The following is a 21,763-nucleotide window of genomic DNA, read 5'->3' as shown; positions in this document are numbered from 1 at the left end:
TCTTTGCGATGCTCCAAAAGAGCCGCTACGCGATTGGCCGTAGGCCATGCTCTTTGCGATGCTCCAAAAGAGCCGCTACGCGATTGGCCGTAGGCCACGCTAAAAGTGATTGACCTTTGGTCACGCTACGCGATCGCATTCCCAATTCCCAATTCCCAATTCCCGATTCCCGACTCCCGATTCCCGATTCCCGACTCCCGATTCCCGACTCCCGATTCCCGAAAATAAATGCTCCGTGTAAGATTGTTTATCAGCCGGATAATCAACTGGATTGTGGTGCTCGTTTGTGGATTGAAACCTTCTGTGATATTCACTTTATTGGTGGTAGTTTTCCGGCTACTAGCTAAGTTGGTCAGTAAGCATTCAGCCGTCAGCTATCAGCTATCAGCTAATGCGCTACGCGCACGCGTGCGCGTTCAGCTTTTGAATAAAACAGGTAAGCATTGGTTTAATCTGAGTTAGGTCCCAGCGTCGTTCGCACAGCGTGGCCATTCGCGTAGCGTGGCCAAAGGCCAAGGCCAAAGCCTGTGCCACGTCGGCTGACGGCTGACTGCTGATAGCTGAATGCTTACGTCGGTCAAGGGTTTTTATCGAATTCTTTTTGACAAGATTCTATATGATGATGCCTATTGTTATAAGCATATTGTAGAGCATACTTGCTAGAGTTAGAGATTTTATCCCAACTTATTCGATACCACTTCGATAAATTGATTGGTTCAACACCTTTGACCTGTGGTATAAAATCAATCCCATAAGAAATTCCAGTTACATCTTCCAGTATATTACGCCGTATAACTCCTTTAAAACAAAGGATATCATCACTTTGAAACGTATATCTTGTACCTAAGATACTATTTCCTTGCTTTTTTAAAATAATATATCTACTATAGTCTTTGTTGTGCTGATAAAAATAGATGCCATCAGTAAAGCCTTCTACTCCAACTAATTGTCTCCACTTTTTTTTCCACTTAAGGATCGCATCTTGAGCTTTATTATATACAGACGTTGATGAAGGAATTTTTTTTGCCAAGTTAATGGCTAATTTATAATTCTCATCAACGGGTTTCAACTCCTGAGTTTTTACCACTTTCTCTGCTTGAGCCAACTGTCCTTGAGCACACTGATTTAGAAAAGCTCGTGCATTATACGATTGGTGAGAAGTTTCAGGAATTTCTAGAGCTTTGTTCATACACTCGACAAAGTCTTTATTGATGATCAGGTCTTCCATAGTTTCCACAAATAGTCGCTCTTGATGAGATAGCCATTGCTGATAGCCAAACATGACTCCCTCACCAGTAATGAAAAGTGTTGCAATACCGATTCCCATCCATAAAAAATTATTAACTAAAGATCTAGGTGGATTCTGCGGGTTTACTAGCTTCTGATCTTGTTTGTAATTTTGCATCTGATGACCGTAGTACTTATATGTCTAAAGATTCTAACCACTCCTCAAGTGATTGAAAAGGATCTGATCCCTTAAAAGCCATTCCTTACAACTTTAGATTTCCCTGCTCTTAGTACGGAAGAGCCATAATGTGGATGCCATCGGGTTGGTTTTCAGGACTTATGCAAAATTAGGGCTTATACGCTATTTATAGCGTAAGGTGCGTTGCAACGCACCCTACAGGTAGATTTTCTGCTGAAATTAATAAAGATATTGTTTCCAATGAGACTTAAAGCTTATCGAAGCTAATTAAAATCAGATTCTTTATCAGGGGTTAAAGGGTTGGTTTACAGCAGAATAATACGGTGGTATCTATGATTGGGTAGTGATGTAGGGCGGTGCATAAGCTGGGGTTTTGAGGGATTAACACCTGGACTCAGCGACGCAAGGAAAGCAACTCTTACTTTGATTGGTTGGCGCTAATCAGTCCTAAGCAAGTGTTTAAAGAAGATGTACCCCCAATCTTATGCCCATCAGAAATCCTGGTAATTTGATAACTGCCAGAAGGCCAAGTAGGAGCACAGATAAGATCAGAATTTACACCATTAACTATTTTTTTGCAAATGTTTAAAGAAGATGTATTACCAATCTCCTTTCCATCAGAAATCCTGGTAATTTGATAACTGCCAGAGGGCCAAGTAGGAGCACAGATAAAATTATTATTACTTGAAGGTGTACCTGGATTAATATTATTACTTGAAGGTGTACCTGGATTACTCGTGTACTTACAAATTGAGTTATTGATAATAGCCTGAGTGTTAACTTTTTCGAGGCTACCATCCAAGCAGATTACATTGAAGCTATTATTGGCATTTTGGTGCATATACCTAACGTTTTGAATACCTGCAAAAACAGGTGTGGGCATAAGCAAAGTATAAACAAATGAACACAAAAGAGTTAATTTTTTCATATTTTATCCGCTCGATTAGGTACATTGTCATTATTCTTGACTACTGTTCCCGTTCTTTGTTCCTCACAACTGCTGCGAATTTTAATTTTGTAGGTTTTAGTGTGTGAAGCAGTAAAGAGCTTAGGAATCAAATAATCGTTGCAATATATGCTATGTATACTTTTCAGCTGATGAACAAGTGCGTTGGAACTACTGAAGCTGCATCTCTATTAGGAATTTCCTCTCGACGATTGCGCCAACTTCTAGAGAAGGGTCGGGTGGGGGGTGCCTATAAAAGCGGGAAATTCTGGATTATTCCTCTGTTCAACTATTTGCTAAGTCAGTCAAGGGCTTTGCTCAAGGAATTCTTTTCGACAATGTTCTATAATAATATGCCTATTATTATAGGCATATTGTAGAGCCTCATTGCTAGACTTAGAAGCTTTATCCCAACTTATTCGATACCAATTAGATAAATCTATTGGATCAACACTTTCGATAATTGGTATAACATCAATGCCACCAGAAATTTGACTTACTTCTTCAACTACATTACGCCGTATAAATCCTCTAAAACAAGCGATAGCATCACTTTGAAAATAATATTGTTTACCTAAGATAGTATTGCCTTGCTTTTCCAAAATAATATATCTATCATATTCTTGCTCATGATGGTACAAATAGTTACCGTCAGGAAAGCCTTCTACTCCAAGTAATTGTTTTAATTTTTCGTTCCACTTAAGGATCGCATCTTGAGCTTGATTATATACAGACGTTGATGAAGGAATTTGTTTGGCCAAGTTAATGGCTAATTTATAATTCTCATCAACTGGTTTCAACTCCTGAGTTTTTACCACTTTCTTGGCTTGCTCCAACTGTCCTTGAGCACACTGATTCAAAAAAGCTTGCGCATTAGAATAGTTGTGAGAACTTTCAGGAATTTCTAGAGCTTTGTTCATACACTCGACAAAGTCTTTATTTATAATCAGGTCTTCCATAGTTTTCACAAATAGTCGCTCTTCATGATGAGATAGCCATTGCTGATATCCAAAAATGGCTCCCTTACCAGTAATTAAAAGTGTCGCAATACCGATTCCCACCCATAAAAAATTCTTAACTAAAGATCTAGGTTGCTTTGGTTGCTTCTGATCTTGCTTTTGATCTTGTTTGTAATTTGGCATCTGATGACCTAGTACTTATTTGTCTAAAGAATCTAGCTATTCTTAAAGTGATTGAGAATGATCTGATCCCTTAAAGGCAATTCCTTTCCTCCTTTATGTCTTATTTAAGATAGACTTTGCAGTACCCCTGAGGGTACCTTTTGTAGTAATAAAGTACTTTTTTTAAATATTGTGTAAAAGTAAGACTACCAAGCTTATTAGCCAACATCGGTTACTTTGCCTCACCAATCTGATTCAACGGTTCCTACCAACGTGGTTTAGCTCCTCTATTTTTCCCTATACCCCCACACCCCACACCCAGTAAAGCAACAATTTGGACTACTGCGATCGCATCGACCGTCCATAACTATATGCCATAGTCCTTGCTGCTATAGGATTGACCTTGGCCAAAAGGCCAAGCTACGCGATTGGCCGTAGGTCACGCGGGGCGCGTTCGCATTTTCCTACCACACCTAAACTCTTCCCTTTCTTCCCGATTCCCGATTCCCGATTCCCGATTCCCGATTCCCAATTCTGAATTCTAAATTCTAAATTCTAAATTCTAAATTCCCTCAACTTGTCAATTTCTCTTTTATCCATTAAACTAGTATTATCGGAATAGTTAAAACGGAGTCCACTGATGAACAAGTGCGTTGGAACTACTGAAGCGGCATCTCTATTAGGAATTTCTTCTCGACGATTGCGCCAACTTCTAGAGAAGGGTCGGGTGCGGGGTGCCTATAAAAGCGGGAAATTCTGGATTATTCCTCTGTTCAACCATTTGCCACAAATTACTAAAGGTAATCGTGGACCCATTGGCAAATGGCGCACTAGTCGTCCTCCCGCTTTAGCGAAGATTAATGTTAACCGTAATCACATTGGCTCGAATACCAAGAAAAGCCCGGAAGACCGGAAGCCAGTGATTTCCGTAAAACGAAAGGGAACTAATCTCTACGGTAATGAGGTGGAAATCCTCGGTCCGTGTAAGATTGTGTATCAGCCGGATAATCCACTCGATTGTGGCGCTCGTTTGTGGATTGAAACGTTCAGTGATATTCACTTTATTGGTGGGAGTTTTCCTGCTACTAGCTGAATGGGTTAATCGCTTCGCGAGCATTCAAAATTATTAATTCAAAATTCGGCGTTGCAGTAACGATTCACCCCCCGAAAAGATGCGGAAAGCGCACCTAGAAAATTATTGCATTATTAAGCAACGCCGAATCAAGAGCTTATACTGATGGTCTGAACAGTTTGATCACCTTGCTAGCTAATGTTGGAAAATCACCAGTAGAGAAAAGTATAATAGCAGTCTTAATTTTGGCAAACCAAATGGGTATGCGACTATTTTTAACAGTATAAACCTGCTCCCCAAACCATTTATCTTTGGTACATTGTTTGACTTTGGTAAAAATTGCCGTTCTCGGGGTAGATTCTTTCTGAAATTTCCATTCTGGTTCTGAGATCAGAAACTTTTTCAATACCTCGCCAGTCCATATTTGAGTATCATCAATAATTAGTTTGCCACCTACTTTTAAATTTTTGTGAGTATACTGCCAATCTATGAAAGGTATAGGAAATGCGTGAGAACCGTCAATCAGAATGCAATCTAAATCATCAGTGTTTAGATAAGGTAAAACATTTTGGGAACCATCTACCTTAAAGTCTATTTTTTCAGTAGATATGTTATGTTTATGACAATAGTCTTTAATGCGATTTACCTCTTGTTGTTTTGGGACAATACAAGTATGATGAGATGATTTAATAGCAAAAAGAATTGTACTACACCCAGCCCCTGTCTCTAAAGTTTTAGAGTTTTCAGTAACTTGTTCATCAAGAAAATATAGAATGTCATCAGATAATTTCACCTCTTGAAAATTCCCAGAAGAATTTGTATAGAATTGTGGAGGATTTTTCAGCAGTTCTTGTATGTCCATAATCTCACTATAATTTTCAGTTTATAAGTTATCTATTAACCGAAAGCGTCCACCTTATAATTGAACATTGTTTCCGGCATTTGTCACAAATTTCGCGATCGCAAACGCTGAAAGCTTTATTCAATATAGGTTTACCCATTATCAAAATTTAGAGCCAAAAATAACACACTAATGTGGGAGTTACACTTTCGTTTTATATCTATACATTTATACCTTATAAAAAACAAAAAATTCCCTGTTGGATCAAAAGTTTACCGAATCTTTAAATAACTGTATTAAAAAAGGCAAGACCCTACTCGTTCAGCCCATCATCATACCCTCATAAGGGTAGGTTTTTTACCCCCCTCAGGGACAAGACCTAACCTTATACGAGTCAAACAAAAGCTGAAACTCTTGATATGTAAGGATTTTAGACTTGTCTTCAGATGTTAGTCACTATCCGTAAATTGGTCAAAACTGTCACACACTCCGTACTAGCGATCGCATTTTCCTAAGACATGTGCGATGGGACCTTCCTTGGAGCCGCTACGCGATTGACCTGCATGTCACGGAACACATCCACCAACCGTATCCTAAACTCTTCCGTTTCTTCCCGATTCCCGATTCCCGATTCCCGATTCCCGATTCCCGAAAATTGCCAATTTTTATTTTTTCCCTTATACTAGTAATATAGGAATAGTTAAAACCGAGTCTACTGATGAACAAGTGCGTTGGAACTACTGAAGCGGCATCTCTATTAGGAATTTCTTCTCGACGATTGCGCCAACTTCTAGAGAAGGGTCGCGTCCGGGGTGCTTATAAAAGCGGGAAATTCTGGATTATTCCTCTGTTCAACCATTTGCCACAAATTATCAAAGGTAATCGTGGACCAAAGGGCAAATGGCGCACTAGTCGTCCGCCAGCTTTAGCGAAGATTAATGTCAATCGCAATCACATTGGCTCGAATATGAAGAAAAGCCCGAAAGACCGGAAGCCAGTGATTTCAGTAAAACGAAAGGGAACTAATCTCTACGGTAATGAGGTGGAAATCCTCGGTCCTTGTAAGATTGTGTATCAGCCGGATAATCCACTCGATTGTGGCGCTCGTTTGTGGATTGAAACGTTCAGTGATATCCACTTTGTTGGTGGTAGTTTTCCGGCTATTAGCTAAGTCTGTCAAGGGTTTTGCGACTAGTCAAAATTATCAGTTAAAAATTCGGCGTTGCAAGAATTGAAGATTGATGCTTAGCCTGCTTTATTTTTTCTAGAAACTCGGGGTATCAATTTGCCATGAGTAATAAGCCGCACCAGAAATACCCCCGGCATCATATCCAACACGGTCTAATCCATACTCCCTGATGGCTGCCAGAATATTACCTACTCGTTATCAAAAGGGAGCATCCCAATTTGGCAAATCCATCGCTCAAACTAACGAGAAGAGTTGGGTCTTCATTGCATAATTGAAAGTGTTATGTGCAAAAATGGGATGCTTAGAGCGCCAGTTCTATAGAATCTCCCTTTTTCTAAAAGGGAGAGTGTCAACAATGTGTAATTGTTACACTCTTTAATGTCGTGTCCTATTTTGTGTATACTTTTCTCCAAATCAACATAAAACTTTACTCAGATAGGAGTAAAACAAGTTGGAGTGATTACCATCAACGTTGGTTATCTTATACTAAGTTGCGATCAAAGGTACAACTTTATCTGCCCCCAATCTCCCCATCTCCCCATCTCCCCATCTCCCCATCTCCCCATCTCCCCATCTCCCCATCTCCCCATCTACTATCTTTGAATGCAACTCGGTATTAGTCTAAACTCCAGTTGTAAACCTTGTATTCGGCAGATGCGCATAACAGTTGATGACGTTTTAGGCTGGCTAGCAGCTGGTATGTCTCACGCCGAAATTGTCGATGACTTTCCAGAATTGACCGAAACGGACATTAGAGCTTGTCTAGAATTTGCTGCTGATCGCGACATCGTTTAATTGCCACCGATACTGACTAATTCAAGCTTTGCGTCTTAGAAACGGCACCAGGATTTCACTAATTTCCTTCGACCAATGCTCCTGAGGGTAATGTCCAGCTTCCTCCAGCTTCACTAATTCCCCATTCTTAAGCTGATCAGCAAATTGCTCAGCTTGCTCAACCGGAAGCCAAGGGTCTTTGAGTCCCCAAAAAATTAAGGTTGGCTTCTCCCAGTTGCGGAAACCTGATTCAATTTCTGCCATAGACTTGTTCATCTGGATATTCTTGATGGTCGCTACCAGAGAACGCCCAGGATCGGAACTTTTTAGGAAGGGCTTGCGATAGAGATCTAAATACTTGTCTTCAATGCGATAGCGGGACCCCCCTTCCAGAGTTCGGTCAATTAACAAAGGGTCTTGGGTTAACATATCTCCGATGAATGGCCATCCCCATTGCTGCATCTTGCTGGGTAACTTGGCAGCCGAGGAGACAGGTGTATTTAGAATCACTAGACGCTCAATCTGGTCTGAGTGACGCAAGGCGTATTGAAGTCCCACTGAGGCGAGAAAGCCTTGGACAATTAAGGAAAACCTTTCGATTTCCAGGTGTTTAAGGAAATCTCCTAAGGCTTCAATGAAAGCATCTGGTGTGTAGGGAAAGTCAAGCCGATCCGGTTTTGCAGATAATCCAGAACCGAGCCAATCTGGTGCGATCGCATCGTACCCTACTTTAGCTAAATCTGGCATGATCTCACACCAGCAAAAACTCTGGGATGGCAAGCCATGAAGCAGTATTACTGGCACTCCTCTACTATCGCCAACTGCTTTAGCTTCCCGATAGAACCATTCCCAAGACCCGACTTCTATAGATTGTTCACTTATGGACACGGTTGTTTTGCCTTTACGCTGTTGCTTGTAGTGTGGCAATCCTCATCGATTGGTGAACAATACTTTCTTTGAAAATAGTTCGTCAGTCCTGAGTTCTGAGTTGTGAGTAAGAACTGTTACTGTTCACTTTTAGATCGGATTGCTATATGAGCTTACCGCTGAGTGGGAATTTAGACAAGTGAGGACTCAGGTGCCAGACTTTGATGGCAATGGGCATGCGTTGCAACCACATACAGATGTCTCTTGTGCAGCTGGGTATGCATTGGTCCACTGACCGTTCCAACTGCTGCCATGGTCGGCACATGTATTTCCACAAATCTCAGGAGCATAACTGTTATTGAGAATAGGTTCTATAGCTGGATAATCACAGCCGCAAGAATAATCCTCCCTAGCGTTCTCACGAATGCTGTTCTTCATTGTGTTGAGCCAGCTACGGCTTTGATCATTCACCTTGAACATAATAATATTCTGACCTTGGATGAGCCGAAACATATCACCATAAAGCGGGAACGATTTCTCAAGAGTCTGGAATACGCTGGGACGAGTGGCCATAAGATACTGGGGATAGTCAGAAGTTCCATCTGGTCCAATACTTGCAATCATCGTTGTGGAGGCTGCCATCGTATTAGCTAGCTTTACAGCTAGGTCACGTGTCCCCCTCTGTTCAGTTGTAGTATTTACGCCAATCACATCAGCATAGAAAACTTCTGGATAGGATTGATCTTGATCTGATAACGGCATGACCTTGAAGCCAATGTTTTGCCTTGTGTTTTCACTCATGTGTGACATCGCTTCTGTATAGCCCATGAATGCACGTCCCCAACCATTACTAAACCACTCTGCCTGCTGGTAGGGCTGCTGCTTGGGCTTCATAGAATCGGTTGCATTCTCATAGCTTGCCATCCCTAGCAAATCTTGCATGTTGTCTATGGCCTGGGAGTTAAGTTCCGATTCAGTCCAAGGCAATGGGAAGGGATATTGTCCAGTCAAGCTATGGGCAATGTCTAGGTAAAGAGTAGCATTTGTGGTACCACCAGCCATATCAAGCATCATGCCCCGAATATTGGGGGGAATCTCGCTGGTATAGGTGCATGAAGACAAAGCATTATTAATTTCATCTAGGTTCGTTGCATTGGCAATCGCTGCATCCTCTTTGTGATAAAATATAATATTGGCACAGCCAAGCTGGGGAATTGCGTAATACTCCCCATCTACCTTAACCCCATCTATTGCGTATTCAACGAAGTCATCCAAGTTGTCGATTTCACTAGCCTGTATCGGTTCGAGCCAGTTTTTACTGCGAAAGTAGTCGAAAAACATGGCATCGAATACATAAACATCTGCATCTTCAGGAGGATTCTTCGAGTAACCCCCATCCCAATCCTCCGAAGGAACGAAATTCAAGGGAACGTTTGGTTCAACCAAATCCCATTCAGCTTGTATTGCTGTTTGGAATTGCTCAAGCCTAGGAACGTATGGATACAGTGCAACCTTTAGCTCTGTAGCCAATGCTTCTCCTATTCCTAGGAGACTGATAGCCAAGGCTAAAATTAGCGTCAAGCTGACATTAATTAGTTTTTCCATCACTACATATTTAGCCCCTTTTTTCCCTCGCCGATCAATCAGTGCCTGCTGAACTTGTTGAGAATCAGTAGCAGGCAGCAGTGGCAAGGATTGCCGACTTGTTGGAGTTGATTGACACTCCCCGGTCTAAAGACGCGGGGATTCCTAGATCTACGACCGGCCTTAAACCTCCGTATCCTTGCGGCAATACCTAAACCAAGATCCCGTCAAGACCAAGATTCTAGTTCAGTTGACGAAAGACCCAGCGGGCTAGTCTCGCGATAGCGTTTAGTTACTTTTTGAGAAGTGCCTTATAAAGTCCGTTGCTTCCCTGTTTCACTTGGTTTCGGCGTGCCCCACCGTACCATTTTTTTTCAAAGTGTTATCTTGCTGGGTTCACACACCAATTGTTAGTTGATGGTTGGGTTTTTAGCGATGCAGCGCGGTCTTGGGGGTTTCCCCCACTCGCTATTGCATCAAGAAAGGAGGACTTTCCCTACCCTCCGGGCATTACTACTTTAAGGTCAATAAGTTACGGGTCTCTCTCCCGGCTCAGCCATCGCCAAAGGCGACGCTACGCGAACGGTTTTTCAGCCTGTACCCTATGCTTGAATTATACTCTAGCGCTAAAGTATTGTCAACTCGGCGACTAAAGTCGCTGCGAGTCTTCATCCCCGGTTTAAAAACGCGGGGCTTTCGAATTGCGCGTCCCCTAGTAACACGGGGAAATCGAAGCCAAAAACCATTGTAAACCTTTATTCTGACATCGGTTCCCCTAGCATATTATTTATGAGTTCATTTTTCTTGCGCTTACCCTGGAACACTTGGTTCTTCTTTTGATCAAATCATTAAGTTTTAGACTCAAAGTATAAATTTTTATAAATAATTGGGTAGATTTGTATTAGGTTGTAATAAAAAGATACAAATTACGTTACTAGCAGTTAACCATAGGAGATTAGGCGTGAACGCAGCTGAACAAGCAATCGGCTTAGAAGTCACCACCAAAATTGCGGCTGTTGTCAATTTGTTTAAGTCTGAGTTCCCTGATGCCAAGGCTGACCTTAAGCCTTGGACAAATGACCCGGAAACCCGAGAACTGGTGGATCCTAACTCTATTGACATTGGCTTTCACTTCCCTGGCTGGAGTAGACGCTTCCAAAGTCGAAGTATTTTGTTACAGATTCGGTTTCATAAAGACCACTTGGATCAATCTCATCGGTTGATTGGTTTGGAAGCGACCGCCTTTAACCATCAAGGAGAAGCTTGGCGACTGTCTACAGTTGAGCGTTGGCAAATTATCGGTAGTTGTCAGCCATCAGCTGAGGTGGGGGAGAAGCTAAAACATTTCTGTCGTCAGGTGTTTGAGTTGTTTATGTGATTGAACTTGCCGAATCTGGTTTCAACCAAATAACCTATAGCACAGGGAACAGCGGATCTGGGAACAGCGGATCTGGAAACAAGAATTCTCACAATTCCTACACGGATTGCTATACCCTACGGGAACGCCAAATTTGAATTTAGAATGTAGAATTCAGAATGTAGAATTCTTAATTCGGCGTTGCTGAATCTTCGAATGAATAGAAGTAGGGTGGGCATCCTGAACGCCCGGAAACTGTAACAGGCAAGATGCCTGTTCCACGCCTGATGCCCGTTCCACAGGTGCGACCCGTGGCGAATTTAATTCTTAATGGGTCAAGCGCACCTAAAAGATGCCCATTCCACAAAACTCTGAAAATCATTCCATTATTAAGCAACGCCCTTAATTCTAAATTCTAAATTCTAAATTCTGCATTCTGACAAATAACCTTAAACTTGATATCCCCGTGGTGTAATCATCCAATCCTGATGAACATCAGTGCTTTGATTACCAATCAGCACCATAGTCAGCATATCAATGGGTATTTCCAGCATTTTGTCAAGAGTTGTGAGAGTGATTTTTTCATCCTCTCGATAGGCGGAAACCACAATGGCTACAGGGGTATCAGGTTTACGATGCTTGAGAAAAATCCGTTGTGCGATCGCAATCTGCTCAGTACGATTACGCGATCGCGGATTATACAACGCAGTCACAAAATCTGCTGCGGCTGAGGCTTCTAGACGCTTTTCGATTACTTCCCAAGGGGTCAATAGATCACTCAAACTAATGGCACAAAAATCATGCATCAGGGGTGCTCCCACACGAGAGGCAGCAGCTTGTAAGGCTGTAATACCAGGAAATACTTGCACCTGGGGTGTCTTACCATCCCAGCCCCTAGAGCGCAATTCTTCTAGGACTAACCCTGCCATACCATAGATACCGCAGTCACCAGAGGAAACCACTGCTACCGTTAATCCCCACTCAGCCAGTTCAATAGCACGTTTTGCTCGTTGGCTTTCTTGGGTAATCGGTAATGCTTCGATAATTTGTCCTGGACGTCGCAAGGTTGTAATTAAATTGATATAGAGGGAGTAACCAATCACAGCATCAGCGCTGGATATAGCTGTTTTAGCGGCTGGGGTTATTTGGTCAAGATTTCCCGGACCGATACCCACTAGCAACAGTTTCCCCATACGTCCAGTGTATTCTACTGGGGATTGAGCAATCGCTACAGTTACTGCTCCTACTTGATTAGCTGATTTAACTATTTGTTTGGGAACTAATAAAGGTTGAAGGTTAGTCGGTTTAAGGTTAGTTGGTTGTAGGTTAGTTGGTTGAAGGTTAGTCGGTTGAAGGTTAGTCGGTTGAAGGTTAGTCGGTTGTAAGTTAGTCCCTTGTAAGTTAGTCCCTTGTAGGTTAGAACCTTCAACCTTCAACTTGCTAACCTTCAACTTGCTAACCTTCAACTTGCTAACCTTCAACTTGCTAACCTTCAACTTGCTAACCTTCAACTTGCTAACCTTCAACTTGCTAACCTTCAACTTGCTAACCTTCAACTTGCTAACCTTCAACTTGCTAACCTTCAACTTGCTAACCTTCAACTTGCTAACCTTCAACTTGCTAACCTTCAACTTACTAACCTTCAACCCTCTAGCCCCACATAGAGCTGCTGCTTCGGCAACGCTGGGAGTACCAACTTCTGCCGCCACCACATCCGATGGGTTGGGTACAGTTACGGAACGGAGTACCTCAGCTGGGAAAGTGCGTAAGGGCCAATGGCGTTCTTGGCACAATTGGACTATACCGACTTCATCGGCTTTGCGGTCAATAGTAGCAATTCCTGCGATCGCATTTTCTGATAAACCATAGCGCTCACAGGTCTGCCGAATCGCCATTTCAATTAACTGCTTCGATGTCCCTCGCTCACAGCCAATTCCCACCCACAGTACCCGTGGATACCACTGCACGTTTGGTAAATCCGATTCTGGGGAAAATTGCTGGTGGGTGGCACTAATCCAAATCCTGGCTTTGGGTGAGATAGACTCGGATTCAGTTGTAGCGCTATCGTCTGGAAATCCGAAATAGAAAGGATGTCCATCTCTAAGATGAGCTTGCCAAAGAGTGGAACCAGCCTCTTGAATTACCTGTACTATTTCCCCACGGGCAACCATAGCACTTACTCTAGTCCAATCCCCTTCTCCCCGATACCAGCCAAAGGGAATACCTAAGACATCAACTCCAGGTAGACCTAAATCCGCTGCTGCTCCCGTTAAAATAGGCGTTGAGTCCAGTTGGGACGCAATTAACCGTGTCAGTTGATCTGCCCCCCCTTGATGACCACTACACAAACTAATTACAAAACCTCCCCCTTGATCAACTACCACAACTGCTGGATCACTGGATTTATCCGTTAACAAAGGAGCAATTAAGCGCACCACTGCTCCCGCTGCCAAACAAAACACCAAGGCACGGTGGTTTGGCCAGAGGGAGGCAATGTGGTCTTTGAGGGAACCCTTGTAGACAGCAACCTGTTCTAGGGTGCTCAGAGAATTAGGTACCCAAAGGGTTCCACCAGTAGTTTGACAGAGGGGTTGCAGGATTTGAGCCCCAGTAGGAGTGGTAGCGATCGCAGCTAGGGGTTGGAAATTTTCAAAAACCGATGCCATCATGAAAGAAATAAACGTTAACTAGGGCACACAAAGTACCCTGCTTTACTCTTAAAATAGAATATTTGCGCTTGCTGTTTATCGGTTCCTCGATTACCAAAAAAGCCTCAAAATACTCCGGCTACTAATAACTGATTTACTGACAAAATTACGGATATTTTTTATCAATAGTTTACAGTTAACTTATTGATCAATACAAAGCACATAACAATCTGATCTAATCCTAATTTATTATTGATTATTTTATTACAATTAAACCCCCATCACCTAGATAGCATTTTCAACTATATCATCAAACCCAATACTGATTTATGATCACACCAAAAAATTATCATAGCGACTGCATCAACACAAAGATTACAGTTTTTGACCTGACTAAAAATCCTGATCTACTTTATTAACTCTTGCCTATTGCCTATTGCTAGCTTGCCTATTGCTAGCTTGCCTATTGCTAGCTTGCCTATTGCTAGCTTGCCTATTGCTAGCTTGCCTATTGCTAGCTTGCCTATTGCTAGCTTGCCTATTGCTAGCTTGCCTATTGCCTCTTGCCTCTTGCCAGCTTGCCTATTACCTATTGCTAGCTTGCCTATTGCCTCTTGACTCTTGCCTATTGCCTCTTGCCTTTCCCTAACGGATTCTGTTCACAACTCAAATTATATTGTCTATTATGTCAGTTTCTATTGCCTATCTCGGACCACCAGGAACTTATACAGAAGCCGCTGCCACAGCTTATGCTGACCGACTCCAGAAACAACAGGGTCAGCAATCCCTGTTGTGTCCTTATCCAAGCATTGCCCAAACCTTACAATCAGTAGCTAACCAACAAGCTGATCTAGCAGTGGTACCTGTAGAGAATTCCATTGAAGGCAGTGTCGCCATGACACTAGATCGACTTTGGCAACTAGATCAGCTCCAAATCCAACAGGCTCTGGTTTTGCCGATCAGACATTGTCTGATGTCACGGGCATCAACCATAGCAGAAATTAAAACGGTTTATTCCCATCCCCAAGCCCTGGCTCAGTGTCAGGGGTGGTTAGAGCAGTTTCTGCCATCAGTGCAACTGGTACCTACCAACTCCACTACTGAAGCGCTACAGTTTTTGGACAAAGATCACAATGCAGCAGCGATCGCTTCTGAACGAGCAGCAAAGCTTTATACTCTACCAGTACTCGCATCTAACATTAATGACTATCCCGATAATTTCACCCGGTTTTGGGTGCTGAGTTTAAAGCCATCTCCTGGAGGTAGTCATACCTCCTTAGCATTTAGTCCTCCTGCTAATATACCTGGATCATTGTCTAAACCACTCCAGGTATTTGCCCGTCGAGGTATTAATTTAAGTCGGATTGAGTCTCGTCCCACCAAGCGATTACTTGGTGAGTACATATTCTTTATTGAACTGGAATCAGATCTGTATGCACCATTATTTAAAGCTGCTCTTGAGGAAATAATCCCTGATCAGGAAATCCTCAAGATTTTTGGCAGCTACACTCTCATAAATGTTGATAATTTGACTTTCAACAGTTAACCGTCAGCCGTGAACAAAACTGTTATAGCAGTTATTAATTGGGTGAGGTACTTTCGTTCTGGGTTAATGGAAGTAGGGAGTCGGGAGTCGGGAGTCGGGAGTCGAGAGCAGCGGATCTGGCAAAAAATCCTGTGTACCTCATAGCTATGAAAAGCTTAAGTCAATGCATCTTTGAGTACAGTGCGTGCTGCTAAGTGATTGCGAGTAGAAGTGAGAATTTCGGTTTCCCGTTCTAGACGTTTTTCTGTGTCTAGGGTTTCTAAAAGTGCCTGCTGTTCTAAGGCTACGCCATACAGATTGCTAGCAACCCAGTAAGACAACTCAATCGGTAGATCGGGCAGGTCTTCTGGTAGCTCAATTTTCTGGTTGGTCAACTTCGCGGAAAGACGCACAACATCCCGCAATAACTGTGCCACCTCTTTTGCCTTTGGTCTGAGGTCTTTAGCAGGTGGCTGGTCCTCAATCCATTCCACTAGTCCAACCCGATAGGGCTTTTCACGAACGTACTCTAAGACCCGAAACCGCTGCTGACCTAACGTTACTATTTTCATCCGGTCATCGGGAAGACGCTGAAAGTGGATAATTTCAGCGCAACAGCCAACTGTAGCTGGTTCATGTTTAACAGGATCCCACATTAAGACACCAAATCTGCGATCGCTCTCCAAAATCGTGTTCATCATGATTCGGTAGCGAAATTCAAAAATGTGTAACGGCAGAGGGCGTCCAGGAAATAAAACGACTTCAGGTAGGGGAAATATGGGGAGTTCTCTGACAGCTATCGAGGATGAGGATACCATTGTGCCTGGGTTAAAAAGGTAACTGCGCTTATTTACATACTTTAACGGATTTTGTCTTTGAGACTCCAAGGCATAATTATTCCTGTAGTCTTTTGTAGTGACGTAGCTAGACTCGCGAGGGTAGGGGAGTGTAGGCTTGAGCTTGTCAGGAATAGGGGTGATAACTTCCAACTGCGATACAATGGTATCAGGTCTTGATAATTGTGTTTGACACTCCCCGACCTAAAGGAACGGGGATTCTTTTGAGGAGGTACCCAAACGGGCATTGCTCGTGGGCAACCACATCGACTTCCCGTACCGTAGTACCAAGAAATCGGCAGTCCACTTGGCGGTGCCAATTGCCTCTACTCTCTCCGGCTTGTTGCCATTGAGTCTACTTTTAATGTTTTTTGATTCGCTCTCCAAAAAGACTTCTGCTTGTAGAGGGCTGGGATTGGAGTCTTTAACCGAGCACCCATTTCGGGTAACCACCTTTTAACCAAAACGTCCCACTACTGGGATTTTCACCTTTTCTTTTTAGGTCGTTGCGTCTTATTTATTCTAACACAAAACCGCCCTAGAAGGACGGGGTTTGGGACCCATTTTTTTTTATGATCCAGCCAAAGAGGTGATTGTGGAATGGAGAAAGTAGCTCAATACCGCGAGTACGTTCAGAGATTACTGAACGACTACGCCCAGGATGATGTTTCAAATGATGAGGTGGAAGTACAACTAATTTTTGACACTGTTCGGGATCATTACCAGTGGATGAATGTGGGTTGGGAAGATTTGAATCGAATTTACCGTTCTATAGTTCATTTAGATATCAAAGACGGAAAAATTTGGCTCCAGCAAAATCTCACAGATCTCAATCCTGCTGAGGATTTAGTTGACATGGGCGTTCCAAGAGAAGATATTGCCTTGGGTTTACAGGCTCCTTACAAACGCCAGTACACTGATTATGGTGTCGCTTGAGATAGTAGTGGTTTAAGGATTCAGCTATCAGCTATCAGCTATCAGCTATAGCGCTACGCGCACGCTACTTGAGGTGCTATCAGCTTATGCGTCACGCTACGGGAATGGCTGACGGCTGACGGCTGACAGCTGAATGGTTAAGCTCTAATTAACCTATCTGCCACATTTTCCTTGGCGCTATCGATAGACTCCTGCTCCACAGAATTTTAGGTAAGCCTGGGAGTTAACGCCTTTTCTCCCCGCTTTACGGATTGGCCACCAGTGGCTACGGTAGCCGTAATCCTGTCACCCCAGCACTAGGAGAGAGGGACAAAAACACTACAAACTACCCTCAATGCTATTCATAAGTCAGCAATAGGAGTCCTTAAAATTATTTTATAAGTCATTTAAACTCATTTATGATTAACGAATTCTCCTACCCTTACCGTAGCGAACGACTAGGAGAAAGAATCGGTTTTTCCCCAAAGCTAGTCTCCCGCTGCTGCACTCAAAGCCCTTAAGCATCCCAGGTCGTAGGTATTGTTTCTCCCTCGGAGTAAGAGCGGGGCGATCGCCTATAATTCCAATCCCTCCGAGTCGCCAAGGTCAGAGATGCTGATGATGGTAGCGCTTGCTGGTGAGTCCAAGTGCTTTGAGTTGCCAGGTTCTCAAAGGTAGGTTGGGATGGTGGCGCGATCACTAGTGGCGAGGTCTAGAGAAATTTGGAAGGATATGATACATTCCTTACTGGTGCAATCTACATGCATAAACACAGGAGGAATAAGTTATGCACTTCATTGTGCGAACTTTCAAAGCATTATTGATCTGTGGGTTGATCATAAATCTGGTTTTTTTGAGTGATGCTCAAGCATGTTCACGGGTCCTTCATGCGTCTTATACAAAAGACGTCACACCCACCTATGCTGTCACTGGCCGCAATATGGATTGGTATGAAGACATTAAATCCAATCTATGGATGTTTCCGGCTGGAATGGAGCGAGATGGGGTAGTAGGAAAGAATTCTGTTGAGTGGAAGTCAAAATATGGAAGTGTGATCGCTGCTGGCTTCGATACAGCTACTGCTGACGGGTTGAATGAAAAAGGCTTGATGGCAAATATGCTGTATCTTGGCGAAGCAGATTTCGGCGAGCGTGACACCTCCCGTGAGGGAATATCATGGTCAGCATATACTCAGTATATTTTGGACAATTTTGCAACGGTTCAGGAAGCCGTAAGTGCATTGGAGAACGATGAGTTACAAGTCGTTCCCTCACCGCTTCCTAGCGAAAGCGGTCTCTCCCATCCCCCTACACTCCATTTTTCTCTTTCAGATCCACTGGGTGACTCGGCTATCTTTGAACACCTCGAAGGCAAGCTGGTTATTCACCATGGAAAGGAATTTGCGGTGATGACCAACTCTCCTATCTACGAGGAGCAAATAGCACTCAATGCTTATTGGGAGTCAGTAGGTGGCGATGCTGTGCTACCTGGAACACGCCGAGCAGCCGACAGGTATGTACGAGCGAGCTATTACCTAAAGAATCTACCTACTCCTCAGTCCGACAGACAAACACTGGCCAATCTAATGTCGGTCATGCGCAATGTATCAGTTCCATTCGGAGCAAGTGATCCAGAACAACCCAATATTTCCCCTACCATTTGGCGAACAGCAGCAAATCACCTTAGCAAGGTTTATTACTTTGAATCAACTTTATCCCCCAATATTATTTGGGTCGAGCTGACAGAAGATGACTTGAAAGAAGGAGCACCAGTCAAAAAGTTGGAACTTTCAGGAAACTATGATCTAGTCGGTAATGTTACTGGTGATTTTATTGAAGCAGAGGCATTCAAGTTTACTGGCCCCTGCGATGAGGGAATTCCAATTGAGGACCTTCCAAGTTTCTGCTTTGTCCGGTACCATCCCAGGATAAGCGCAAGAAAAAATCGCCCATAATGTGCATTGGCTGGATATCGGTTGATCGTAGCTCGAAACCCCTATAATCTCGTATAACTGTACTCGCAATAGAGTTAATTTGTTGAGAATGACTCGGTCTTTTTATCAATAAGCCTAGGCTTATTGATTCTTGCCCTTACCCTGGGTACCATCCTAGGCTAGGCTGAGGGACGAAACCCAGCTACCACAAGCCTTGGCGTGCCTAATTAACCTGCCCGAAGGAGTCGCCCCAGACCATCGGCTACCCTTCGGGAAGGCTACGCCAACATCGTTTGGGTCAGCCTATCCCAGGCATTAGTCAAAATGCCAAACATTGTGGTGTTGGATGAGGATATCGCTGAGGTCTTCACTACACCAGAAGCGGTTAATAAAGCACTGTTGGCATTAGACTTTCACCTTGCGAAAGTGGGTATACAGCTACTGACTTCCCCTATGAAGCGGCAGCCCCAGACCTCAAAGCCTTCACATAATGACTACCCTAAAAACCAATCGAAATTTCTGCCAATCAACAATTCTGTCTTCTGAGCATGATGAGTGTTTTTCATAGCAATAGGTTGTACAGCAAATTCATAGCCACTTGCTAGATCCCTTATTTCTTCTGTATTGTCATAGCTCATCAAAAAATCGCCTTTCAATTTGCTAGCAAGTTTAAATACAGCTTCATGATCAACTGCTGAATATCGATAGAGCCTGCGACCAGCTTTTAGATAAGGTGGATCAATGAAGTAAATAGCATCGTTTCGGTGATAATTTTGCTCACAAACCTCAAACCCATCCCCGGCAATAAATTCAATTTTTGTCCGGATTTTATCAATGGAAAGTATACGCTTTTTCAGGGTTTCGGGATACCAGCGTGAGGTGATTCCTTTCCCATTTTCCCCATTTTTCATAAAGCTAGTACGATCTTCGATCTTGTAGGATGGGTTAGTGATAGCGTAACGCATCATTAATTCACGGTTAGTTTGCTAAGCACAGAAGTGCTGGATTTCTTGAGGTTGCTCGGTTTCCTAACCATTGATCACAGCGGATGCTCTGGGCAGTGGATTCTCTACTGTAGCAGTAATTCTGTCACCCCAGCACCAGAGGAGAAGGCCAAAAACATAACAGACTACCCTCACCGCTATTCAGAAGTCAGCTGTTGGAGACTTTGCCATTTCTGAGTCAGAACGACTCATTGAGGATCAACGAATCCCACACCATTGACTGAAACGGACCCGAAGGCGAAAGGATTGGCTTTTCCCAGAGTGCGTCTCGCGCCGCTAGCCTCAATGCCGTTAGCCTTCCATCTATGGGTGTGCTTCAAAGCTCACTGTAATTGATAAGCTCATTAAAGTCTGAATCAACAAGTTTTTGTGGTATGGTTATTCGAGCAATTTTTCAGTCTACCAAAGTAGAAGATGCTTCCTCTCCATATGACACCATTCATTTGAAAGTTTTCTATCCAGCCCTGATGTCAGGCAGCGATCAGGAACAAAATATGGGTATTGTTCCTGCTGATCCTCAGCAGTCTCCCTTCAAAGTCGTCATTTTCTTTAATGGCATAAACTGTAGTCCTGAAGTATATCAGTGGCTTGCTATTAAGTTGGCAGAACGTGGGCTTGTGGTTGTCACTTTCTCCTGGGTTGCCGAAAACTTACCTGGTATAGTAGGTCTGACTCCAGGTGTTGACATCGCAATGTGGGCTCCAAACACCTATGGTTCAGCTCCAACAGCCTCTGCTTTACCAAGCCTATTGGTAGCATTAGAGAAATTACAACTTAACGGAGTTCTAGCTGGCCTGCTTGATTTAAAACAGATCATTCTAGGAGGACACTCCGCTGGGGGCAGAGTTGCAATTGAAAGTGCCAATCCACGCTTCTTTCCACAAATTGTGGCTTCTTTTGCCTATGGTGCACATACAGCAGGAGGGAAGCAACTAGGATATCCATCGGGCACAATCTTGCCTTTACCTGATACTTTACCATTAATGCTGATTGGAGGAACCTGTGATGGAGTTATTGCCAACAGCAGCCACCGCTATGGAGTGACTTGGGAACAAGCAACCACTCCAGTGTTACGCACTTTTAGGGAAGCGATCTCAGCAGGCAGAGACGATAGTTATCTGCTACTTCTAGAGGGAGCCAATCATTTCTCTATTGCTTATCCATCTGATTCCACTACTGGTAGACCTTTCCTAGACTATCCAGCATCTCAACCGGAAGACCTACTACGGAATTTGCTAGCAGAAACAATTGGTTTATTCATTGATGCTCATGTTTCCCATCAACCTCAAGCTTTGTCAGCAATCAATCAATACTTATGTTCTGAGAACCCTTTGATTGCCTGCTTTGAGCGGAAGTAATTTAAATTAATTTAGTGAGATTGTTGGGTTACTTAACTTAACCTAACCTACCAGCGGGCTTGATCGCACTGTGTGACATTTTGACTTAACATCGATAAGTCTAAGTCTGGCCTAATTAACCTAGGGGTCGCGATCGCCCCCGACCCCTAGCTAGAAAACCGGTGATGCGATCGCGTAGCGTGACCGTTCGCGTAGCGTGGCCTTTTGGCCAAGGTCAATCGCAACCAAGTTCCAGCAGACTTCCTAGTGCAATTCCCTAGTTGCCCGATTGTCACCTTTCTTCGGACTTCCCTATAAAATAGACACAGCTCAACCAGTTACGCTCAAAATCAGGAGACTGAGGTAGCATACAGTGACTTTACTCTCA

21 protein-coding genes and 5 pseudogenes are annotated in these 21,763 nt (G+C 43.3%); 14 read left to right on the top strand and 12 right to left on the bottom strand.

Annotated elements, in window-relative coordinates:
• Positions 1-221: 221 nt before the first annotated feature.
• Positions 222-347, top strand: a pseudogene (locus F6J90_RS31530) (DNA-binding protein); the annotation flags it as partial.
• 230 nt (positions 348-577) lie between these two features.
• Here F6J90_RS31530 and F6J90_RS31525 read toward each other — a convergent pair.
• The gene (locus F6J90_RS31525) at positions 578-1,405 is read right to left on the bottom strand and encodes a hypothetical protein (protein ID WP_293102948.1); all 828 of its coding nucleotides are present in this window, start codon (positions 1,403-1,405) and stop codon (positions 578-580) included.
• 439 nt (positions 1,406-1,844) lie between these two features.
• Positions 1,845-2,354, bottom strand: coding sequence for a hypothetical protein (locus tag F6J90_RS31520; RefSeq protein WP_293102945.1), 510 nt, complete (start codon positions 2,352-2,354; stop codon positions 1,845-1,847).
• Between the two features lie 170 nt (positions 2,355-2,524).
• On the opposite strand from F6J90_RS31520, the pseudogene F6J90_RS31515 reads away from it, so the two are divergent.
• Positions 2,525-2,668: pseudogene (locus F6J90_RS31515) on the top strand (DNA-binding protein); the annotation flags it as partial.
• A gap of 9 nt (positions 2,669-2,677) precedes the next feature.
• Here F6J90_RS31515 and F6J90_RS31510 read toward each other — a convergent pair.
• Positions 2,678-3,514, bottom strand: coding sequence for a hypothetical protein (locus F6J90_RS31510; RefSeq protein ID WP_293102942.1), 837 nt, complete (start codon positions 3,512-3,514; stop codon positions 2,678-2,680).
• A 382-nt stretch (positions 3,515-3,896) separates the two neighbouring features.
• On the opposite strand from F6J90_RS31510, the gene F6J90_RS31505 reads away from it, so the two are divergent.
• Together F6J90_RS31505 and F6J90_RS31500 are read left to right on the top strand one after the other, a co-directional pair.
• Positions 3,897-4,031, top strand: coding sequence for a hypothetical protein (locus tag F6J90_RS31505; protein ID WP_293102939.1), 135 nt, complete (start codon positions 3,897-3,899; stop codon positions 4,029-4,031).
• Between the two features lie 102 nt (positions 4,032-4,133).
• On the top strand, positions 4,134-4,586 hold the full coding sequence (locus F6J90_RS31500; RefSeq protein ID WP_293102936.1) for a helix-turn-helix domain-containing protein: 453 nt from the start codon (positions 4,134-4,136) through the stop codon (positions 4,584-4,586).
• Positions 4,587-4,722: 136 nt separating this feature from the next.
• Here the strand turns inward: F6J90_RS31500 and F6J90_RS31495 are convergent, their stop codons facing one another.
• Positions 4,723-5,427, bottom strand: coding sequence for a class I SAM-dependent methyltransferase (locus F6J90_RS31495; protein ID WP_293102934.1), 705 nt, complete (start codon positions 5,425-5,427; stop codon positions 4,723-4,725).
• A gap of 499 nt (positions 5,428-5,926) precedes the next feature.
• Between F6J90_RS31495 and F6J90_RS31490 the strand changes: the two genes are divergently transcribed.
• The 3 genes from F6J90_RS31490 to F6J90_RS31480 all read left to right on the top strand — a co-directional run bounded on the left by F6J90_RS31490 (position 5,927) and on the right by F6J90_RS31480 (position 7,390).
• Positions 5,927-6,100 (top strand): hypothetical protein, encoded by a 174-nt coding sequence (locus F6J90_RS31490; RefSeq protein WP_293102931.1) that lies wholly within the window; start codon positions 5,927-5,929, stop codon positions 6,098-6,100.
• A 24-nt stretch (positions 6,101-6,124) separates the two neighbouring features.
• Complete coding sequence (locus F6J90_RS31485) at positions 6,125-6,577, top strand: helix-turn-helix domain-containing protein (protein WP_293102928.1); 453 nt, start codon at positions 6,125-6,127, stop codon at positions 6,575-6,577.
• 621 nt (positions 6,578-7,198) lie between these two features.
• Positions 7,199-7,390, top strand: a complete 192-nt coding sequence (locus F6J90_RS31480; RefSeq protein WP_293102925.1) for a DUF433 domain-containing protein — start codon at positions 7,199-7,201, stop codon at positions 7,388-7,390.
• Between the two features lie 21 nt (positions 7,391-7,411).
• Here the strand turns inward: F6J90_RS31480 and F6J90_RS31475 are convergent, their stop codons facing one another.
• The gene (locus F6J90_RS31475; RefSeq protein WP_293102922.1) at positions 7,412-8,257 is read right to left on the bottom strand and encodes an alpha/beta fold hydrolase; all 846 of its coding nucleotides are present in this window, start codon (positions 8,255-8,257) and stop codon (positions 7,412-7,414) included.
• Positions 8,258-8,443: 186 nt separating this feature from the next.
• Entirely contained in the window at positions 8,444-9,928 is a 1,485-nt protein-coding gene (bcmE, locus tag F6J90_RS31470) for a thiamine pyridinylase (RefSeq protein WP_293102919.1), read from the bottom strand.
• An 853-nt stretch (positions 9,929-10,781) separates the two neighbouring features.
• Here bcmE and F6J90_RS31465 point away from each other — a divergent pair.
• A complete protein-coding gene (locus F6J90_RS31465; protein WP_293102917.1) occupies positions 10,782-11,198 on the top strand; it encodes a hypothetical protein in 417 nt (138 codons plus the stop codon).
• A gap of 428 nt (positions 11,199-11,626) precedes the next feature.
• Here the strand turns inward: F6J90_RS31465 and cobJ are convergent.
• Positions 11,627-12,352: pseudogene (gene cobJ, locus F6J90_RS43835) on the bottom strand (precorrin-3B C(17)-methyltransferase); the annotation flags it as partial.
• A gap of 306 nt (positions 12,353-12,658) precedes the next feature.
• Here cobJ and F6J90_RS43830 point away from each other — a divergent pair.
• Positions 12,659-12,841, top strand: a pseudogene (locus F6J90_RS43830) (pentapeptide repeat-containing protein); the annotation flags it as partial.
• On the opposite strand, the pseudogene F6J90_RS43825 reads toward F6J90_RS43830, so the two are convergent.
• A pseudogene (locus F6J90_RS43825) lies at positions 12,803-13,843 on the bottom strand (cobalamin biosynthesis protein); the annotation flags it as partial. The pseudogenes F6J90_RS43830 and F6J90_RS43825 sit on opposite strands and share 39 nt — an antisense overlap.
• A 411-nt stretch (positions 13,844-14,254) precedes the next feature.
• Between F6J90_RS43825 and F6J90_RS31455 the strand changes: the two are divergent.
• Complete coding sequence (locus tag F6J90_RS31455) at positions 14,255-14,443, top strand: hypothetical protein (RefSeq protein ID WP_293102914.1); 189 nt, start codon at positions 14,255-14,257, stop codon at positions 14,441-14,443.
• A 67-nt stretch (positions 14,444-14,510) separates the two neighbouring features.
• Complete coding sequence (gene pheA, locus F6J90_RS31450; protein WP_293102911.1) at positions 14,511-15,371, top strand: prephenate dehydratase; 861 nt, start codon at positions 14,511-14,513, stop codon at positions 15,369-15,371.
• A 155-nt stretch (positions 15,372-15,526) separates the two neighbouring features.
• On the opposite strand, the gene F6J90_RS31445 is transcribed toward pheA, so the two are convergent.
• Together F6J90_RS31445 and F6J90_RS31440 are read right to left on the bottom strand one after the other, a co-directional pair.
• Positions 15,527-16,168, bottom strand: a complete 642-nt coding sequence (locus F6J90_RS31445; RefSeq protein WP_293102908.1) for an LON peptidase substrate-binding domain-containing protein — start codon at positions 16,166-16,168, stop codon at positions 15,527-15,529.
• 41 nt (positions 16,169-16,209) lie between these two features.
• On the bottom strand, positions 16,210-16,506 hold the full coding sequence (locus F6J90_RS31440) for a hypothetical protein (protein ID WP_293102906.1): 297 nt from the start codon (positions 16,504-16,506) through the stop codon (positions 16,210-16,212).
• A gap of 280 nt (positions 16,507-16,786) precedes the next feature.
• On the opposite strand from F6J90_RS31440, the gene F6J90_RS31435 reads away from it, so the two are divergent.
• Together F6J90_RS31435 and F6J90_RS31430 are read left to right on the top strand one after the other, a co-directional pair.
• Positions 16,787-17,122 carry a XisI protein gene (locus F6J90_RS31435; RefSeq protein ID WP_293102903.1) on the top strand — a complete coding sequence of 112 codons (336 nt, stop codon included), beginning with the start codon at positions 16,787-16,789 and terminating at the stop codon, positions 17,120-17,122.
• A 766-nt stretch (positions 17,123-17,888) separates the two neighbouring features.
• Entirely contained in the window at positions 17,889-19,055 is a 1,167-nt protein-coding gene (locus F6J90_RS31430) for a linear amide C-N hydrolase (protein ID WP_293102900.1), read from the top strand.
• Between the two features lie 473 nt (positions 19,056-19,528).
• Here F6J90_RS31430 and F6J90_RS31425 read toward each other — a convergent pair whose 3' ends face one another.
• Positions 19,529-20,002, bottom strand: coding sequence for a hypothetical protein (locus F6J90_RS31425; RefSeq protein ID WP_293102898.1), 474 nt, complete (start codon positions 20,000-20,002; stop codon positions 19,529-19,531).
• A 410-nt stretch (positions 20,003-20,412) separates the two neighbouring features.
• Here F6J90_RS31425 and F6J90_RS31420 point away from each other — a divergent pair, with 410 nt between their 5' ends.
• On the top strand, positions 20,413-21,396 hold the full coding sequence (locus F6J90_RS31420) for a dienelactone hydrolase (protein WP_293102896.1): 984 nt from the start codon (positions 20,413-20,415) through the stop codon (positions 21,394-21,396).
• 146 nt (positions 21,397-21,542) lie between these two features.
• Here F6J90_RS31420 and F6J90_RS31415 read toward each other — a convergent pair whose 3' ends face one another.
• Positions 21,543-21,671, bottom strand: a complete 129-nt coding sequence (locus tag F6J90_RS31415) for a hypothetical protein (protein WP_293102893.1) — start codon at positions 21,669-21,671, stop codon at positions 21,543-21,545.
• Between the last annotated feature and the right edge of the window lie 92 nt (positions 21,672-21,763).

This window comes from Moorena sp. SIOASIH (assembly GCF_010671925.1).
Classification (GTDB): domain Bacteria; phylum Cyanobacteriota; class Cyanobacteriia; order Cyanobacteriales; family Coleofasciculaceae; genus Moorena.
Note: the sequence above shows the minus strand (reverse complement) of the source record. Positions and strands in the feature narration are given on the sequence as shown.

Bases quoted from the DNA above. Each gene is read 5' to 3' on its own strand.
- F6J90_RS31480 (WP_293102925.1), top strand. From the start codon at position 7,199: ATGCAACTCGGTATTAGTCTAAACTCCAGTTGTAAACCTTGTATTCGG.
- F6J90_RS31435 (WP_293102903.1), top strand. From the start codon at position 16,787: ATGGAGAAAGTAGCTCAATACCGCGAGTACGTTCAGAGATTACTGAAC.
- F6J90_RS31420 (WP_293102896.1), top strand. From the start codon at position 20,413: ATGGTTATTCGAGCAATTTTTCAGTCTACCAAAGTAGAAGATGCTTCC.
- F6J90_RS31500 (WP_293102936.1), top strand. From the start codon at position 4,134: ATGAACAAGTGCGTTGGAACTACTGAAGCGGCATCTCTATTAGGAATT.
- F6J90_RS31510 (WP_293102942.1), bottom strand. From the start codon at position 3,514: ATGCCAAATTACAAACAAGATCAAAAGCAAGATCAGAAGCAACCAAAG.
- F6J90_RS31520 (WP_293102945.1), bottom strand. From the start codon at position 2,354: ATGAAAAAATTAACTCTTTTGTGTTCATTTGTTTATACTTTGCTTATG.
- F6J90_RS31485 (WP_293102928.1), top strand. From the start codon at position 6,125: ATGAACAAGTGCGTTGGAACTACTGAAGCGGCATCTCTATTAGGAATT.
- F6J90_RS31430 (WP_293102900.1), top strand. From the start codon at position 17,889: ATGCACTTCATTGTGCGAACTTTCAAAGCATTATTGATCTGTGGGTTG.
- F6J90_RS31445 (WP_293102908.1), bottom strand. From the start codon at position 16,168: ATGGTATCCTCATCCTCGATAGCTGTCAGAGAACTCCCCATATTTCCC.
- pheA (WP_293102911.1), top strand. From the start codon at position 14,511: ATGTCAGTTTCTATTGCCTATCTCGGACCACCAGGAACTTATACAGAA.
- F6J90_RS31525 (WP_293102948.1), bottom strand. From the start codon at position 1,405: ATGCAAAATTACAAACAAGATCAGAAGCTAGTAAACCCGCAGAATCCA.
- F6J90_RS31425 (WP_293102898.1), bottom strand. From the start codon at position 20,002: ATGATGCGTTACGCTATCACTAACCCATCCTACAAGATCGAAGATCGT.
- F6J90_RS31495 (WP_293102934.1), bottom strand. From the start codon at position 5,427: ATGGACATACAAGAACTGCTGAAAAATCCTCCACAATTCTATACAAAT.